The 16801-nt window shown below is 61.3% G+C and carries 18 protein-coding genes; 4 read left to right on the top strand and 14 right to left on the bottom strand.

All coding sequences use genetic code 11. The features are described from left to right. Positions 1 to 20: 20 nt before the first annotated feature. The 9 genes from HX866_RS07235 to HX866_RS07195 are packed head-to-tail and all read right to left on the bottom strand — an operon-like array spanning position 21 to position 7797. The gene (locus tag HX866_RS07235) at positions 21 to 677 is read right to left on the bottom strand and encodes a glutathione S-transferase N-terminal domain-containing protein (RefSeq protein ID WP_177092105.1); all 657 of its coding nucleotides are present in this window, start codon (positions 675 to 677) and stop codon (positions 21 to 23) included. After that, the gene (locus tag HX866_RS07230; RefSeq protein WP_177092104.1) at positions 674 to 1273 is read right to left on the bottom strand and encodes a cysteine dioxygenase; all 600 of its coding nucleotides are present in this window, start codon (positions 1271 to 1273) and stop codon (positions 674 to 676) included. Before HX866_RS07230 ends, HX866_RS07235 begins: the two co-directional genes overlap by 4 nt. A gap of 29 nt (positions 1274 to 1302) precedes the next feature. After that, positions 1303 to 2124: an amino acid ABC transporter ATP-binding protein gene (locus HX866_RS07225; protein WP_177138733.1), complete on the bottom strand. Its 822-nt coding sequence runs from the start codon at positions 2122 to 2124 to the stop codon at positions 1303 to 1305. Then, entirely contained in the window at positions 2111 to 2785 is a 675-nt protein-coding gene (locus HX866_RS07220; protein ID WP_177138732.1) for an amino acid ABC transporter permease, read from the bottom strand. The genes HX866_RS07225 and HX866_RS07220 overlap by 14 nt, the downstream gene beginning before the upstream one ends. Next, positions 2775 to 3497: an amino acid ABC transporter permease gene (locus HX866_RS07215; RefSeq protein WP_177138731.1), complete on the bottom strand. Its 723-nt coding sequence runs from the start codon at positions 3495 to 3497 to the stop codon at positions 2775 to 2777. The genes HX866_RS07220 and HX866_RS07215 overlap by 11 nt, the downstream gene beginning before the upstream one ends. Next, positions 3497 to 4711 carry an aminotransferase class I/II-fold pyridoxal phosphate-dependent enzyme gene (locus HX866_RS07210; protein WP_177138730.1) on the bottom strand — a complete coding sequence of 405 codons (1215 nt, stop codon included), beginning with the start codon at positions 4709 to 4711 and terminating at the stop codon, positions 3497 to 3499. The genes HX866_RS07215 and HX866_RS07210 overlap by 1 nt, the downstream gene beginning before the upstream one ends. Beyond that, on the bottom strand, positions 4708 to 6117 hold the full coding sequence (locus tag HX866_RS07205) for an FAD-binding oxidoreductase (RefSeq protein ID WP_177092099.1): 1410 nt from the start codon (positions 6115 to 6117) through the stop codon (positions 4708 to 4710). The genes HX866_RS07210 and HX866_RS07205 overlap by 4 nt, the downstream gene beginning before the upstream one ends. Further along, positions 6114 to 6935 carry a transporter substrate-binding domain-containing protein gene (locus HX866_RS07200; RefSeq protein ID WP_177092098.1) on the bottom strand — a complete coding sequence of 274 codons (822 nt, stop codon included), beginning with the start codon at positions 6933 to 6935 and terminating at the stop codon, positions 6114 to 6116. Before HX866_RS07200 ends, HX866_RS07205 begins: the two co-directional genes overlap by 4 nt. 28 nt (positions 6936 to 6963) lie before the next feature. Beyond that, positions 6964 to 7797, bottom strand: coding sequence for a transporter substrate-binding domain-containing protein (locus HX866_RS07195; RefSeq protein ID WP_177092097.1), 834 nt, complete (start codon positions 7795 to 7797; stop codon positions 6964 to 6966). A gap of 242 nt (positions 7798 to 8039) precedes the next feature. Here HX866_RS07195 and HX866_RS07190 point away from each other — a divergent pair, with 242 nt between their 5' ends. Then, positions 8040 to 8897 (top strand): LysR substrate-binding domain-containing protein, encoded by an 858-nt coding sequence (locus tag HX866_RS07190; protein WP_177092096.1) that lies wholly within the window; start codon positions 8040 to 8042, stop codon positions 8895 to 8897. A gap of 12 nt (positions 8898 to 8909) precedes the next feature. On the opposite strand, the gene HX866_RS07185 is transcribed toward HX866_RS07190, so the two are convergent. Beyond that, a complete protein-coding gene (locus tag HX866_RS07185; RefSeq protein WP_177092095.1) occupies positions 8910 to 9377 on the bottom strand; it encodes an Lrp/AsnC family transcriptional regulator in 468 nt (155 codons plus the stop codon). 165 nt (positions 9378 to 9542) lie between these two features. Here HX866_RS07185 and HX866_RS07180 point away from each other — a divergent pair, with 165 nt between their 5' ends. Together HX866_RS07180 and HX866_RS07175 are read left to right on the top strand one after the other, a co-directional pair. Beyond that, entirely contained in the window at positions 9543 to 10799 is a 1257-nt protein-coding gene (locus tag HX866_RS07180) for a Zn-dependent hydrolase (protein WP_177092094.1), read from the top strand. A gap of 78 nt (positions 10800 to 10877) precedes the next feature. Continuing rightward, positions 10878 to 12089 (top strand): diaminopropionate ammonia-lyase, encoded by a 1212-nt coding sequence (locus tag HX866_RS07175; protein WP_177092093.1) that lies wholly within the window; start codon positions 10878 to 10880, stop codon positions 12087 to 12089. Positions 12090 to 12102: 13 nt separating this feature from the next. Here the strand turns inward: HX866_RS07175 and HX866_RS07170 are convergent, their stop codons facing one another. The 4 genes from HX866_RS07170 to HX866_RS07155 all read right to left on the bottom strand — a co-directional run bounded on the left by HX866_RS07170 (position 12103) and on the right by HX866_RS07155 (position 15839). Continuing rightward, complete coding sequence (locus HX866_RS07170; protein WP_177092092.1) at positions 12103 to 13674, bottom strand: sensor domain-containing diguanylate cyclase; 1572 nt, start codon at positions 13672 to 13674, stop codon at positions 12103 to 12105. Between the two features lie 150 nt (positions 13675 to 13824). Then, the gene (map, locus tag HX866_RS07165) at positions 13825 to 14616 is read right to left on the bottom strand and encodes a type I methionyl aminopeptidase (protein ID WP_177102112.1); all 792 of its coding nucleotides are present in this window, start codon (positions 14614 to 14616) and stop codon (positions 13825 to 13827) included. Further along, positions 14613 to 14879, bottom strand: a complete 267-nt coding sequence (locus HX866_RS07160) for a ParD-like family protein (RefSeq protein WP_177126191.1) — start codon at positions 14877 to 14879, stop codon at positions 14613 to 14615. Before HX866_RS07160 ends, map begins: the two co-directional genes overlap by 4 nt. Positions 14880 to 14954: 75 nt before the next feature. Beyond that, entirely contained in the window at positions 14955 to 15839 is an 885-nt protein-coding gene (locus HX866_RS07155) for an SDR family oxidoreductase (RefSeq protein WP_177092089.1), read from the bottom strand. 99 nt (positions 15840 to 15938) lie between these two features. Here HX866_RS07155 and HX866_RS07150 point away from each other — a divergent pair, with 99 nt between their 5' ends. Then, positions 15939 to 16766, top strand: coding sequence for a helix-turn-helix transcriptional regulator (locus HX866_RS07150; RefSeq protein ID WP_177092088.1), 828 nt, complete (start codon positions 15939 to 15941; stop codon positions 16764 to 16766). Positions 16767 to 16801 lie beyond the last annotated feature (35 nt).

The raw sequence follows: 16801 nt of genomic DNA, 5'->3' as shown, positions 1-16801 counted from the left end.
CCCGCTTTCCAGTGAAGAGCTCATTCCAGCACCAGCGAGCGCTCGCCCGCAGCCAATTCCCGGCCCTTGGCATAAGCGCGCTGCACCGCCGGACGGGCCTTGATGCGTTCGCGCCAGGCGTTGATCGCCGAATAGTCGCCGAGGTCGAAACCCTGTCGGGCGGGCTGGATCCAGGGAAAGATCGCCATGTCGGCAATGCTGTATTGACCCGCGACAAAATCCTCCAGGGCCAGGCGCCGCTCCAGCACTTCATACAGGCGGGTGGCTTCGCCTTGCAGCAGGTCGAGGGCAAAGGGAATCGGCTCCGGGGCCTTCTCCCGGAACAGCTGCCACTGGCTCAGGTACGGCGTGATATGCCCCACCTGCCAGAATAGCCACTCCTGTACCCGCCGCCGCTCGCGACTGCCAACCGGCGGGAGGAACTGCCCGGTCTTGTCGGCCAGGTAGTTGAGAATCGCCCCGGACTCGAACAGGCTCAGCGGCGCGCCAGCGTCGGCTGGCTGGTGATCGACGATCGCCGGAATCCGCCCGTTGGCGCTGATCTGCTGGAACGCCGCATCGCGCTGCTGGCCCTGGCGAATATTCACCGGCACCAGGCGATACTCCAGCCCCAGCTCTTCAATCAGGATGCCGACTTTCAAACCATTGGCGGTCGGCCAGTAATGGAGGTCGATCATGCCGCGTAAGCCTTGATGGAAGGCGCCATCTGCGAAGCGTTGTAGTTGAGAATGCTGCCGTCATCCTGCACGCCGTAACGGCCATTGAGGGATTCCAGCGGACGCCCGTAGAGATGGAAATGCAGGGTCGCCTGCTCGCCATCGACACGGATGCTGTGCAGGTCTTCACCGAGGAAGGCGATGGAAGTACCCGGCTGCACCACCACTTCGCGTTCCAGCTTGAGCACCGCGCGCTGCGGATCGCTGCCATCGTCACCACGGGCATAGACGCGGTTGAGTTCCTGGCCTTCGATGGCACTGATCACCGCCCAGGTTTCGTGGTTATGGGCGATGGTGTTTTTGCCCGGCAACAACGAGTTGAGGTACAGGGTCGGGGTTTCGCCATCGTCGTTCAGGCGATAACGGAAGGCGGTATTGCCCTCCCCGGCCACCGGGGCCGGAAAGGCCTCGAAGTTGAACAGGTCGCGGCGCCCGGAGAGGTCTTCGAGCAGGGCGACGATTTCTTGCAAAGCGGCACGGTCGACGCCGCGCTGATGGATAGCGCGGATCTTCACCAGGAAAGATTCGATCACGTTGGCGCGTTCGGTGGTGCTCATGGGCAGGCTCCTTATCAGGTGGATCACGGTCAGACGGACAGGCTGTAGCGGCTGATATTGCTCAGCAAATACGGGTCAGGTGGCAGATGGCGGCGACCGACGTCGCCCAGGGCATGCCGCAGGAACTCGCGGGTACGCTCGCTTTGCGGCTGCTGGAACACCTGGTGGGCGCTGCCGGATTCGACGATCAAGCCGTTTTCGGTGAAATACACCAGGTCACTGATCTCCTCGGCAAAACGCATCTCATGGGTCACCAGCACACAGGTCATGCCCTCTTCGGTCAGCTCGCGAATCACCGTCAGCACTTCGCCGACGGTCTCCGGGTCGAGGGCCGAGGTCACCTCATCGAACAGAATCAGTTCCGGGCGCATGGCCAGGGCACGGGCAATCGCCACCCGTTGTTGCTGACCACCAGACAGTTGTCCGGGAAAGGCCTCGGCCTTGTGCTCCATGCGCACCTTGGCGAGCAGTTGCCGAGCCTCTTGTTCGGCTTCGGCGCGGCGCCGGCCAAGCACCTTACACGGGGCGATCAGCAGGTTGTCGAGCACCGACAGGTGCGGGAACAGGTTGTATTGCTGGAAGACGAAACCGACCCGCTTGCGCAACTCGATCAGCTCGACCTCGCGTTGCAGTTGATGCACCTCGGTGGCACCGACGCGAATCGTCCCGCGCTGGGGCTTGAGCAGCCCGGTGATGCACCGCAGGATCGTCGACTTGCCCGAGCCCGAAGGCCCGATGATGGACACGGCCTGACCGCGCTGCACCTCAAGGTCAATGCCCTTGAGCACCGCGTTGGCACCGAACGACAGGTGCAGGTCGCGCAGGCTGACGAGGGGTTCAGTAGAAGGCATAGCGTCGCTCCAGGCGTTGGGTCAGACGGGAAATCGGGTAGCAGTAGACAAAGAACAACGCCAGCACGCTGAAATAGATCAGCACGGTGAAACCGGTGCGATTGACGGTGTTGCTGGCGATCTGCGCGGTGTCGATCAGGTCATGCACGCCCACCAGCGAGGCCAGTGCGGTGCCCATAGTGATCACCGCGTAAAGGTTCATCCACGGCGGCAACATGCGTTTGAAGCACTGCGGCAGGATGATCGAGCGAAACAACTGGCCACGACTGAAGGCCAGGGAGCGTGCGGCTTCCCACTGGGTGCCGGGGATCGAGCCAATCGCCCCGCGAAAGATCTCAGCAACGTTGGCGCTGGCCGGCAGCGCCAGACCGACGGTGACCTTCAGCCAGTCGGGAAACGGCAGGTAGTAGCTGCCGACATGGATCTCGAACGGAAAGATGTAGGTGGTGAAGTAGATCAACACCAGCCACGGCGCATTGCGAAACAGCTGCACCCACAGCCGTGCTGGCAGGCGCAGGAGCCGCAGCGGCGAAAGTCCCAGCGCACCCACCAGTAAACCCAGCAGCGAACCGATGGCAATCGCCAGCAGGCTGATCAGGATATTCTGCGCAAAGCCCACGGCCAGCGCCGGCGACCATTGCCACAAGGATTCAATGACCATAACCGGGCATCCTCAACCGCGCTTCCAACGCCCGGCCCACACAGTTGACGATAAAACTCAGGACCCCGAAAAAGCTCAGCATCAGAATCATCAGCTCCAGCACGTTGTCGCTCTGGGTCCAGATCATGATCGAGGCGTAGGTGATGTCACCCACGGCAATGGCCGAAGCCACGGCGGTCATCTTCACCAGGTCGATCAGGTTGTTGATCAGCGACGGCAGGGCAAACCGCAGGGCCAGCGGCAGTTGCACATTCCATAACAACTGGCGACGGCTGAAGGCCAGGGAACTGGCCGCTTCCAGCGTCACCGCCGGCACCGCCTCGATCCCGGCGCGCAGGGCCTCGGCATGAAAGGCGCCCTTGTGCAGGGAGATCACGATCACCACCCAGGCAAACGGCGTCAGCGGGTTGGCCGCGCCCACTGCCTGGGTCAGCAGCATGTTCAACACCAGGAAGGCGCAGTACAGCTGGACCAGGGTCGGCGTATTGCGCGTGACCTCGATAAACACTCGGGCCGGGCGCGACAAGGCCTTGTTCTCGCTGGTGAGCATCGCCGCCAGGGCGACCCCCGCCAGCAGACTGCCGATGATCGTCAGCACACACAGCCACAGCGTGGTCCAGGCCCCGTCGATCAGACTGCCGCGCTGGTAGGAATCCAGCAGGAATCGGTAGTTGAGCCCCAGGTGGGCGGCCCATTGCACAAAGCTTTCCATCACGCCGGCCCCTCGCCCAGGCGGGCGCAGGCAGCGGCGATGCGGCGACCGGCTTCACGGACACTGTCGGTGGCTGTGGCAATCGACAGACGGAACCACGGCGACAGGCCATAGGCACTGCCCGCGACCCCGGCAGCGCCCTCCTCCAGCAGATAATCCACCAGCTCGTTGTCGCTGCCGATGACCTGGCCGTCCGGGCGCTGGCGGCCGATCAGGCCGGCGCAACGGACAAACACAAAAAAGCCGCCCTCGGGTTGCAGCACCTCGAGTCCGTCGACTTCGCTCAATGCCGCCACCAGCAGATCGCGACGTTCCCGATAGGCTTCGACTTGAGGCTTGAGGAAGTCCAGCCCGCCTTCATAGGCCGCCAACGCCGCCGCCTGGCTGACCGAGGAAGCACCGGACGCCGATTGCGACTGGACCACGCTCATGGCCGTGGTCAACGCCTGGGGCCCGGCGCCGAAACCGATGCGCCAGCCCGTCATGGCGTAGGTCTTGGACACGCCCCCGACCAGCAGGCAGCGTGCCTGCAAATCCGGCGCGACATTGAGCAGGTTCAGCGGTGGTTGGCCATCGAAACGAATGTGCTCGTACAGCTCATCGAGCAGCACCAGCACCTGCGGATGGCGACGCAGCACTTCGGCCAGCGCCTGCAGCTCAGCGGCACTGTAGACCGCGCCGCTGGGGTTGCCCGGGCTGTTGAGGATCAGCCAGCGGGTGCGCTCGTTGATCAGGCCATTGAGTTGCGCCGGGGTCAGCTTGCAGCCCTGCTCCAGGGTCGAGTGGATAAACACCGGCTCGCCGCCATTGATCCGCACGCTGTCCGGGAAAGATGGCCAGTACGGTACCGGCACCAGCACTTCGTCGCCCTCATCGAGGGTCGCGGCAAAGGCATTGAAGATGATCTGTTTCGCGCCATTGGCGATCACGATCTGCGGCAGTGCGTAGTCGAGGCGATTCTCACGCTGGAGTTTGCGCCGCACCGCCTCACGCAACGCAGGAACGCCCGGGGTGGCGGTGTATTTAGTCGCGCCGGCGACGATGGCCGCATAGGCCGCCTCTTTGATATGCAAGGGGGTATCGAAATCCGGCTCGCCGGTGGTCAGGTCCAGCACATCGCGACCACCGTCGCGCAGCGCCATGGCCCGGGACTTGGCCGCCGCATTGGCCGACAGTGAAACCTTCTGCACCCGCTTGGACAGTCGAACAGTCATGGCAGCACCTTGCCTGGATTGAGCAAGCCACGGGGATCGAGGGCTTGTTTGATTCGTCGCATCAGGTCCAGCTCCACCGGGCTCTTGACCTCGGCCATCAGCTCACGCTTGCGCTGGCCAATGCCATGCTCGGCGCTGATGGAGCCGTCGTGGGCGTGGGTATTGCGGTGCACCAGGGCGCTGAGCGCGGCGTAATGAGCCATATGCGCCTCGGCCGGCTGGCCGAGGGGCGCGGCGACGTTGTAGTGCAGGTTGCCGTCGCCCAGATGGCCAAAGGTCAGGTTGCGGACACCGGGGAAATGCGCCTGCAACAGGGCATCGGTCTCACGGACGAACTCGACGATTTGCGAGATCGGCAAAGAGATATCGTGTTTCATGTTGCGCCCTTCCCGGGCCTGGGCTTCGCTCATGTTTTCCCGCAACTGCCACAACGCGGCGCTCTGGGCCAGGCTTTCGGCAATCAGCGCATCGGCCAGCAGGCCCCGCTCGAAGGCCTCGCCCAGCACTCGCTCGAAGGACTGCCGGGCATGCTCGGCGCTGTGGTTGTCGGACAGTTCAAGCAACGCGAACCACGGCTGAGGCGCCTGGGCAAAAGGCTGCGGATCGTCGGGAAACTGTTGGCGCAGCAAGGCCAGGCACGCAGCGGACATCAGTTCGAAGGCCGTCAGATCGGCACCGAATCCGGCGCGGGCATGGGACAGGAAGGTGACCGCCTGCTCCAGGGAGTCAAACGCCAGCAAGGCAGTGCTCTGGGCCTTGGGCAACGGAAAGAGTTTCAAGGTGGCGGCGGTGATAATGCCCAGGGTGCCTTCGCTGCCGATAAACAGGTCGCGCAGGTCGTAACCGGTATTGTCCTTGCGCAGGCCACGCAGACCATTCCAGATATCGCCGTCGGCGGTCACCACTTCCAGGCCCAGGGTCAGCTCGCGGGTGTTGCCATAACGCAACACGCCGGTGCCGCCGGCATTGGTACCGAGGTTGCCGCCCAGGGTGCAACTGCCCTGCGCGCCCAGGCTCAGGGGGAACAGGCGCCCGGCATCACGCACCGCGTCCTGCAGATTCTGCAGGATGCACCCGGCCTCGACGGTAACCGTGTCGTTGTCGGTATCGATCTGGCGGATGCGGTTCATGCGGTCGAGCAGCACCAGCACGCTGTTGCCGCTGTCATCCGGAGTGGCCGCGCCCATCAGGCCGGTATTGCCACCCTGCACCACCAGCGGCGCGCCGTGATGGGCACAGACCCTGACCACGGCAGCGACTTCCTCGGTGCTGGCCGGATGCACCACCGCCACGACCCGGCCATGGTAGACCCGGTGCTTGTCGCTGAGAAACCCGCTCCCGGCCGTGGAATCCTGGACATGGGCGGCGCCCAGCAATTGTTGCAACTGCGCGAACAACCCACTCATGGCAGCTGCGCCAGTGGAGCCGCATCCTTGAACTGCTCATGCAGCTGCAACAGTGCCTGGGACGGCGGCATGCCGGTGCGCTTGCCCAGTTCTATCAGCCAACCGCTGCGGTGCCAGTCGCGGACAATCGCGTCGAGACGGGCCTGCACATCCTTTTCGCCCTTGCGTACCCAGATCACCGAGCGGGACGGAATCAGATCGCCAGGCAGTGGAATCTCATAGCCGGACCATTCCGTCTCGTCGAGCAGGCTGTGCATGGTCGGGCTGACATGAACTGCCGCCACGCAGCCATTGCCGCGCAGGGACAGCAGGGATTCGGCCTGGCTGCGGAAGGCCTTGATCTGCGCGCCATAGATTTCCTGCAGCGGCTTGGTGAAGTTGCTGCCCTGGGAGACGCAGACCGGCTTGCCCTTGAGGTCTTCCCAACGGGTGATGCCGGCGCCCTTGCGGATCAGCGCGGCGCCGCCAACTTCTTCGTAAGGCGTGGGCACGTAGTCGAGGATCTCGGCGCGTTCTTCGGTGAACTGCATATTGGCGATCAGCGCGTCGACCTTGCCCTGTTGCAGGAACTGCACGCGGTTGGGCGCCAACACCGAGACGCTCTCCAGCTCCACGCCCAGGCGCTGGGCCAGGCCCTTGGCGAGTTCGACGTTGTAGCCCTGGTGGGCGCCGGTGGCTGGATCGATGGTGCCGAACGGCGGGCCACTGAGGATCACGCCGATACTGATCTTGTGCCGCGACTGGATCTTGTCGAGGGTGGCATCGGCCTGGGCCAGGCTGGCGAAGAGCGCCAGGGCCAGGGGCAAGTACTTGAACATTGGGGGTATCCTTAAAGAGGTCGGGCGATCAACCCTTGAACTGGTTATGCAATTCCACCAGTGCCGGCGACTTCGGACTGATCTGGTTACGGCTCTCGGCCTCGATCAGCCAACCGCTGCGGTGCAGGCCCTGGACCACCGTGTCCAGACGCTTCTGGGTGTCGACTTGACCCTGGCGGGTCCAGATCACCGACGGCGCCGGATTCAACTCCGGGGTGATCGCGCGATAGTCCTGCCACTCCGGATTGCCCGACAGCAGCGGATTGATCAGCGTCGCATCGTGGACCGCCGCCACACAGTTGTTGCCGCGCAGCGCCAGCAGCGACTCCGACGAACTCTTGAACGCTTTCAACTGGGCACCCAACTCGCTCAGCGGCTTGACGTAGCTGCTGCCTTGGGAGGTGCACACCGGCTGCCCCTTGAGGTCTTCCCAGCGGGTGATCTTGCTGCTCTTCAACACCGCCGCGGTACCGCCGACCTTGTAGAACGGCGTCGGCACATGGCCCAATTGGGTGTCACGCTCCGGCGTCCACTCCATATTGGCGATCAGCAGGTCGACCTTGCCCTGTTGCAGGAATTGCACGCGGTTGGCCGGCAGCACCGGCACCAGTTCGACATCGACCTTCAGGTCCTTGCCCAGGGCATTGGCCAGGTCGACATTGAGGCCCTTCGGCGCCTGGGTCGACGGATCGATGGAACCGAACGGCCCACCGGACAGCAGCACACCGACCACCAATGTGTGACGCTGCTCGATCTTGTCCAGGGTGGCGTCGGCCTGGGCCGCGCCCACCGCCCCCAACGCCAGCACGGCGCCGATAAAAGCAGGAAGCAGGCGTTGGCCCGGTGTGCGCTTGAACGACATGACTATCCCTCGATGGCAATCGGCGTATCCCGACCTTGTTGCCCTGCATGCTAGGGAGCGCCATCGACGAACGGAAATTCAAATATCTAATATTGTTATAACTTTCTGGTTATGAGCTTTTGAGAAAAATGGCATAACCCCTATTTACTGGGGCTTTCAGCGTTCCAAGGATTTTAAACTCGCCAAATACATCAGGATCTGTAATCTATTGGCGAACGCCCTTGATATGAATTCGAACAGCCATGCCCTCCCCGACCCTGGATCTGGAACTGCTGCGCACCTTCGTCGCGGTGGTGGATCACCACAGCTTTGCCGAAGCCGGCCAGCACCTGGCGCGCACGCAATCGTCCGTGACCCAACAGATGCAACGCCTGGAGCAACAGGTCGGCGTCGGTCTGTTCCAGAAACAGGGCCGACAGAAACAGCTCACCGAGCCTGGGCGACAGTTGCTGCGCCACGCCCGGCAACTGCTGTTGCTGAATGACGAAGCCCTGAACTCGCTGCAGGAAAGCCACCTGAGTGGTGTGCTGCGCATCGGTTCACCCCACGATATCGCCGACACCATCCTGCCGCCGATCCTCAGCCATATCGCCCGTTCGGCGCCACGCTTGCGCCTGGAAATCGATGTGGGCCGCAGCCCTTACCTGATGGAAGACCTGCACCGCGGCAAGATCGACATGGTCATTTCCACCCGCGAGGACTCGCGCCTGCAAGGCTTTGCCCTGCGCACTTCACCGGTGTGGTGGATCTGCTCGGCACAGTACATCCACGTCCCCAGCGAACCGCTGCCGCTGATTCTGGTGGAAGAACCGAGCATCTACCGCCGCTATGCCATGGAGGCGCTGGAGCGTGCGGGGATTGCCTGGCGCCAGGCGTACCTGGCCTCGAACCTGATCGGCATCAAGGCGGCGATTCGCGCCGGGCTCGGGGTCACGCCCCGCAGCATGGAACTGCTGGGGCCGGACATGCGGGTGCTGGGGGAGAACGACGGCTTGCCGCGCCTGCCGGATGTGACCTATCACCTGTGGATCCGGCCCAACACGGTGAACCCCTTGGTGCGTCGGGCCTACGACCTGATTCGCAGCAGCCAGGGGTTGTAGGGCGCAATAGCGCTACTCGGTGACTGCCGGCACCTCAAGCCCGACCTTGACGTTACCCATCGAGACCAGGGTCTTGAAGCGCTTGACGTTGTTACTCTCGAAAAACAGCGTCCGCGTCAGGTCGGTGTATTGCTCCATGTTCCTTACCGCCAGGATCAGCACGAAATCACATTCGCCCGCCACGTAGTAGCACTGCTGGACCTGCGGACAGGCCAGGAAGGTGCGCTTCATGGCATCCAGCAGATCCAGGCGCTCATTCTCCACCTCCACCGCCGCGATGACCGTCAGCCCGTAACCCAGGCGCACCGGGTCCACCAACGCGACGGTCTTGCGCACGACGCCATCGGTATTGAGTTTTTTCAAGCGCCGATTCACCGCCGCGGGCGACAGGTTTATCCGGGCACCGAGGTCCTGCTGGGAGGTGGTGGCATCCTGCTGGATGGCTTCGAGCAGGGCTAAGTCGAAAGGATCAAGGCTCATGGCGGGCTCTTTAAAGGGACAAACGCAAGCGGCGATGAAAGTGGAATAAAAATTCATTTAAGCGTCGAAAATCAAGTAATAAGTGCGCAGTGTTGAAATAAGATTTAGCCACCCAACACAGCCCAGCCAAGAACAGGCCGGACTGCCCACCGCACGGAGAGCCCTATGAGCACCTTTTCCGATCTTCGCCTGAATGGCGAAATCCTGCTTCAGCAGATCCGTACCTTGGGTGAACTGGGTGCTGACCCGCTGAATGGAGGGCGTACCCGGATTGCGCTGACCGACGCCGACAAATCCGCGCGGGATCAACTGGTGGCCTGGATGCAAGAGCTGGATCTGGAGATTCAGGTCGATCGCATCGGCAATCTCTTCGGCACGCTGCACCCTGCTGACGATCAAGCCGAAAAAGCGCCACTGATGATCGGCTCGCACATCGACACGGTGACCAATGCCGGCGCACTGGATGGTTGTTATGGCGTATTGGCGGGCCTCGCTGTCGCCCGGGCCTTCCGCGAGGCCGGCGTACGGCCGGCGCGGGCCATTGTCATCAGCGCCTTTACCAATGAAGAAGGCGTCCGCTATCAACCGGATATGATGGGTTCGCTGGTGTATGCGGGGGGAATGTCGGTCGAAGAGGCCCTGGCCACTATCGGTACCGACGGTACGCGCCTCGCCGATGAACTGGAACGCATCGGCTACGCCGGCACGCTGCAGCCGGGTGCCATTGTCCCCCACGAATACCTGGAGCTGCACATCGAGCAAGGCCCGCTCCTGGAAGCCGAGAACACCTTGATCGGCGTGGTGGAAAACCTCCAGGGGATCTCCTGGCAACAAGTGACCGTGCAGGGCAATGCCAACCACGCGGGCACCACCCCAACCCGCTTGCGCCATGACGCCGGCTACGTGGCCAGTGCGGTGGTGACTGAACTGCGCAGGATCGCCATGGACTCGAACAGCACCACCCTCGCCACCGTCGGGTGCATGAATTTCGAACCGAATGTGATCAACGTCATACCGCGCAAGGCCAGCTTCACCGTGGACCTGCGCGACCCCGATGAAACACGGCTGGCGAACGCTGAGCAGCGGCTTTCCCGGTTCCTTGCACGGATCTCGGAAGCTGAGGGCGTGCAGATCAGCACGACGCAACTGGTGCGCTTCCAGCCGGTGGTATTCGACGCGGGCCTGGCCGACGAAATAGAAGCCTCGGCCAAACACTTCGGCTATAGCCACATGCGCATGACCTCAGGCGCGGGCCATGACGCGCAGATGATCGCGCGGATGGCGCCGTCGGCGATGATCTTCGTGCCCAGTCGCGACGGTATCAGCCACAACCCGCGCGAACACACCGATGATGAGCAACTGATCAAGGGCGCCAAGGTGCTCCTTGACGTGGTCGCCCATCGCCTGAACATCCCGCTGTAATTCCCCTCTATAACAGGGCCACGCGTCACCGGCAAAAAACCGTCGGTGATGGCCCTGCCTTGCCTGACGGAGTCAGTGATGTTGCTAACCAATCCCAACGCAACGCGTGAGACCTACCCCGACGCCCTGAAAAGCACCCTGAGCATCCAGAAAGCGGCTGAGAGTCGTGCCTGGCTGTCGCACTGGTCGCGACTGAATCGCGGCGCTACACCACTCTATTCACTCCCTGATCTGGCCAGTGAACTGGGGGTCTCGAAGATCCTGCTCAAGGACGAATCGAAACGTTCGGAACTGGGCAGTTTCAAGGCGCTCGGCGCGCCGATAGCCCTGATACGGCTGATCCTGCGCCAGTTCCCGGAACAGCACTTCGAGCACCAAGGGTTGCTCTCGGGGCACTATCGTCAGGCCCTCGGCGACTTCACGGTGATCAGTGCCACGGACGGCAATCATGGGCGCGCCTTGGCGGCGGCGGCGCAGAGTGTCGGTTGTCGCTGCATCATCGTCCTCCACGCCAATGTCAGCCTTGAACGCGAGCAGGCGATTGCGGCCTATGGCGCCGAGATCGTGCGCATCCGCGGTCACTACGACGCATCGGTGGCAGAAGCCGCTGCGCTCGCGCAACGCAATGGATGGTGGGTGGTATCCGACACGTCCTATGAGGGTTACGAGGACATTCCCCGCGATGTGATGCAGGGTTACGGCACCCTTGCGGCCGAAGTTGTCGAGGCCCTCGACGGCGGCGCATTCACCCATGTGTTCCTGCAAGGTGGGGTCGGCGGGCTGGCGGCCGGCATCGCCAGCTATTTCTGGGAGTTGCAGGGAGCGCAGCGTCCGAGCTTTATCGTTGTTGAACCGGAGCAAGCGGACTGCTTGTATCAAAGCGCCGTGGCCGGCAAAACCGCGAAGGCCACCGGCTCGGTGGACTCGGTGATGGCCGGCCTCGCCTGTGGCGAAACCTCACCCTTGGCCTGGCAGTTCCTGCAACCCGGCATCGATTTCTTCATGACCCTTCGCGACGACGAGGCGGTGAGTGCCATGCGGCGTCTCGCCAAGGGCAGCCAGCGCGATATCCCGGTGGAGGCCGGCGAGTCGGCCGTGGCCGGGCTGGCGGGTCTGATAAGGCTTGCCGCATCGCCGAGCCTTGCCGCTGAGGTCGGCATCAATGCCCAATCGCACATCCTGCTGATCAGCACCGAAGGCGCCACGGCCCCCGACGTCTACGCCGAACTGGTGGGTGAATCCGCGACTTCGGTTCGGGCCCGCCAGCAGGCGTGGTTGGCGAACGCTTGAGCGACCGGGCGCCTCAGTTAAAGTCGTCGTATCCGAGATGATTGGAAATAACCGTTCGATTTCTACCGCTGGTCTTGGCGACGTACAGGGCTTTGTCAGCAATATCGATGAGGTTCTCGGGCGTGTCCGCCTTCGAGCCGGATAAAGCACTGATGCCCACGCTGATGGTGACGACTTTAGCCGGCGAGTCATCATGCTGGATGGAACTGTTCTCCAACTCGATTCGAATTCTCTCGGCGATAATAAAGGCGCCCACGTAGTCTGTATTCGAGAGCACGATGGCGAACTCCTCGCCGCCGTACCTCGCCGCCAGATCGCCTTCCCGAGTGATGTTTTTCTTGATAATGGCGCTGACCACCTTCAAACACTCGTCGCCTTGTACATGACCATAATGGTCGTTGTACTTTTTGAAAAGATCCACATCAATCATGATCAGCGCAACGTCATCGGGTCGGCGTCGGGCCTTGCTGACTTCCGAGCTGATAAACAAATCGAACTTACGGCGATTAGGCAGCCCCGTCAAACTGTCCTCGAGCGCCAGTTGCCCGAGCGCCTTATTCGCCTCGATATAGCTTTTCTCGGAACGCTGTAATTCTTTTTGCACCTGAATCTGCTGCCCCATCAGTTTGATCAAGCGATAACCCAGAAAGCTGAGGATCAGCAGCAATACCGATGAAATAACAAAGCTGGCAAAGGATTCGCTACGCCAATCCGCCAGTATTTCATTCCTGTCAAAGGCCGCGATCACCACCAGCGGATAGCCGCTGACCCGCTGAAAGCTGATGACCCGCTCAACGTTGTCAATAAATGACCTGATGGTGGCGGTGCCCGAACTGACCTCGGGCCTCAGCAACGCAAAGACTTCCCCATTTGAAATATCGGTGCCGATATCCGCGTCGTGAAAAGGTTTGCGTACGATGATGTGACCTTTGGAGGACGCCAGATTGATAAGACCATTGGCCCCCATGTCGATGCCATCATAGAGGCTGAGAAAATATTTAAGATAGATCGTGGCGATGGTCACGCCGGCAAAACTACCATCCGGATGGTTGAGCCTCCGGGAGATCGTCATGACCCATTCGTTGGTTGAACGACTGCGTATGGAGGGGCCAATGTAGGGCGCCGAGCTGGTATGGTCGCGATGGTAGATAAAATAGTCGCGGTCCGAATTATTGGCACCGAGAGGGACGGCGCCATTGGAGTTGAACAGCCAGCGACCCTGCTCGTCATAAATAAAAAAACCATGGACCTGCGGCAGGCTTTTTTGCTGGTTTTGCAGTATCCCCCCCAACCGCTCCAAGGTTTCCGCCCCGGTGCCTTCAACTTCCACTTGGCCCTGAATACCCAATATCACGGTATCGGCTTGAGTCAGTGTCGCCGCGATGTTGGATGACAAGGCCTTGGAAAGGTTTGACATCTCAATCTCTTTGTCATGCAGGTGATACTCCAGAGAGTTGAACACGCCCCAGATGCTGATCGCGGTCAATGAGATACAGACCGCTGCCACAAAGAGCACCACATGACCGAGCTTGAACTTGGCATCCGCCCACTCGGTTTTAAGGAGCGAGGTCGCTTTGGTGATCATGAAACCCTTCCCTGTGGTTGAAATGATGACGTGTAGTTTATGCGACTTTTCAGGGATGGCTCATGTTTCTGACAATGAGGTTGGTTAAAACGCTGGACAGGTTTCGGGAAACCCAACCTCTTTGGCTGTTGGCGATTACCGGATGGCCCCCTAAACGATGGCGGTATATTCATCGACGCTATCAGGCCAAGGTGTCAGCACCTGGAAGCCATCGTCAGTGACGGCCACCATATGCTCCCACTGGGCCGAAAGTGAATGATCCTTGGTAATGACCGTCCAGCCGTCGGCCAGGGTTTTCACATGACGCTTGCCGGCGTTGAGCATCGGTTCGATGGTGAAGATCATCCCGGTTTTCAGGGCCAGGCCCTGACCCGGATAACCGTAATGCAGAACCTGCGGCTCATCGTGGTAGATCTTGCCGATACCATGGCCGCAGTACTCGCGCACCACGCTGAATCCGTCGCGCTCGGCAACGCTCTGAATCGCATGCCCGATATCGCCCAGCGTCGCGCCGGGGCGGACCACGCGAATACCGGCGCACATGGCTTCATAGGTGGTTTGGGCCAGGCGTCGAGCTTGTGGGCTGGGTTCACCGACAAAGTACATGCGGCTGGTGTCGCCGTACCAACCGTCCTTGACCACGGCAATGTCGATATTGACGATATCGCCATCCTTCAGCACCTTGGCCGAAGGGATGCCATGGCAAACCACCTCATTGACGGAGGCACACACGGTTTTCGGGAAGCCGTGATAACCGACATTGCCGGGAATGGCCTTCTGCACGTTGACGATATAGTCATGGCAAAGCCGATCAAGCTCGTCGGTGGTGACCCCCGCCTTGACATGGGGAACGATCATGGCAAGCACCTCGGCGGCCAGTTTGCCCGCCGTGCCGGACTGGGCTATTTCTGCCGGGGTATTGATCTTGACGTTGGTTTTCATTGCTGGGCTCCAGGTGCCGCGTGAATCTGGGAGCCTTGCGAAAGATCCGCGAGTGCGCACATCTGTTTCAAATCGAGGCCGCCCGCCAGTTCGGCACGAATCAGCAAGCGGCTGATGTCACGGTGATCCAGATCGGGATACAGCTCCGCCAGCATGCCGATGCGCATCCAGTGCTCGGCCTGGGCATTGATCGAACGGCTCAGCGCATCGCTGGCGATGCGCAGATGCTCATGCATTCCCTCTGAAATTTTTACGATACCCATCGACTTATCCAATACGAAATATATATGAATCGTATATTAGTCGATAACAGCAGCGGATCGCAATTTCATTGGGGTTTAGAAACGCGCCTCGTCAAGATCAGCGATCAGCAGCGGCCCTGTTGGATGCCAACCCAGACGGGCTTGTGTCAGAGCGCTGGAGGCAGGCATATCCAGGTTGACGAACATCGCCAGCCAGCCAAAATGCCCCGCCGCTTCCTCTGCGGTGATCGAAATAACCGGCAGATTCAGGCCCCGGCCAATCGCTTCGGCTATTTCGCGACTGCCAACCCCTTCTTCACCGACGGCGTGATAACGCGCGCCCGGCTCGCCTTTCTCCAAGGCCAAGCGGTATAGACGCGCGGCATCGAAGAGATGACCCGCCGGCCAACGATTGCTGCCCTCACCCACGTAGGCCGAGACGCCTTTTTCTCGAGCGATGGCAATAAGCGCTGTGATCAGGCCTTGTCTGAAAGGATTGTGGACCTGTGGCAGTCGCACTACCGACACATTGATACCGGCCTGCAGCAGAAGATTCCCGGCCAGTTCCGATGCGACACGTGGATTCGGATGGTCGGTATTACAGATATCTTCGGTCGCCAACCGGCCTGGCCCGGGGCTGCCCACTCCAGTACCGGAGGTAATGATCAGCGGACGATCGGAGCCGACGAGTGCGGAACCGAGCGCCTCGATCGCACGCTTGTCCTTCTCGCAATTGGCGACAAACCGGGAGAAGTCATGATCGAAGGCGGTATGGATGACAGCGTCGGCCTTCGCGGCGCCAGCGCGTAAAGTCTCGGGCTCTTCCAGGGTGCCGTAATGCACCTCGGCACCGGCGTCGACAAGCGCCTGTGCACCGGCCTCAGAACGGGTCATGCCGATGACCTGATGTCCGGCGCCAAGCAGTTCGGGGACAAGGGCCGAACCGATGAAACCGGTCGCACCCGTAAGAAATATTCGCATGGCAGAGTCTCCTTGGTGGTTTCCCGTTCACTATCGGAGCATTCTCTATCCCGTTAAAGTAGTGACATTATCCTATTAAAACGACTAACAGGACGGCTCATGCCAGCCAATACGGGCGGTTCTCTCGGGGACTTTCTAAGAAGCCGCCGGACACGTCTCGATCCCGCCAGCCTGGGCTATTCCGGACGCCGACGCACGCCCGGCCTGCGCCGGGAAGAAGTGGCCCAGCGGGCCAATATCAGTCCCACCTGGTACACCTGGCTGGAGCAAGGACGTGGCGGTGCGCCCTCAGCCACGGTATTAAACCGGATAGCCAGCGCCTTGATGCTCACGCAAGCAGAGCGCGAGCACCTGTTCATGCTGGCACTGGGACGGCCACCCGAAGCCCGCTACTCACCCGTGGAAGGGATCAATCCCAGGCTTCAGCGCCTGCTCGATTCGTTTTATGCCTGCCCTGCCATCATCAAGAGCGCCACCTGGGACATCATTGCCTGGAACCGGGCCGCCGCTGTCGTGCTGACGGACTACGGCACCCTGCCGATTGGACAACGCAATATTCTACGGTTCCTGTTTTGCGACCCGGCGGTTCGCGCCAAACAGCACGATTGGGAGAGCGTGGCGCGTTTTGTGGTCGGCGCATTCAGAGCGGATGTGGCACGTGCCGGACTGGTGTCGGAAGTCAACGAACTGGTGAACGAGCTGTGCGCCGTCAGCCCGGAGTTCGCCGCGTTATGGCGCCATCATGAAGTGCACGGCCATGCCGAGGGAGAAAGCGTCAAGCGCCTGCTGCACCCTGAACTTGGGCACATCGAATTGGAGTACTCGGCGTTCTCCATCGATGGGCGGCCGGATCTGGGCATGATCGTCTATACCCCGATCGACGACAGCACCGCTGAAAAAATCAAGGCGCTGGTCGACCGTGCCTGAAGCAGCAACAGGCAACAGTCGATCCAGGCAGCCTG

The sequence above is a fragment of the Pseudomonas gingeri genome, from assembly GCF_013386165.1.
Classification (GTDB): Bacteria; Pseudomonadota; Gammaproteobacteria; order Pseudomonadales; family Pseudomonadaceae; genus Aquipseudomonas; species Aquipseudomonas gingeri_C.
This window is presented reverse-complemented; position numbering and strand designations above follow the sequence as displayed.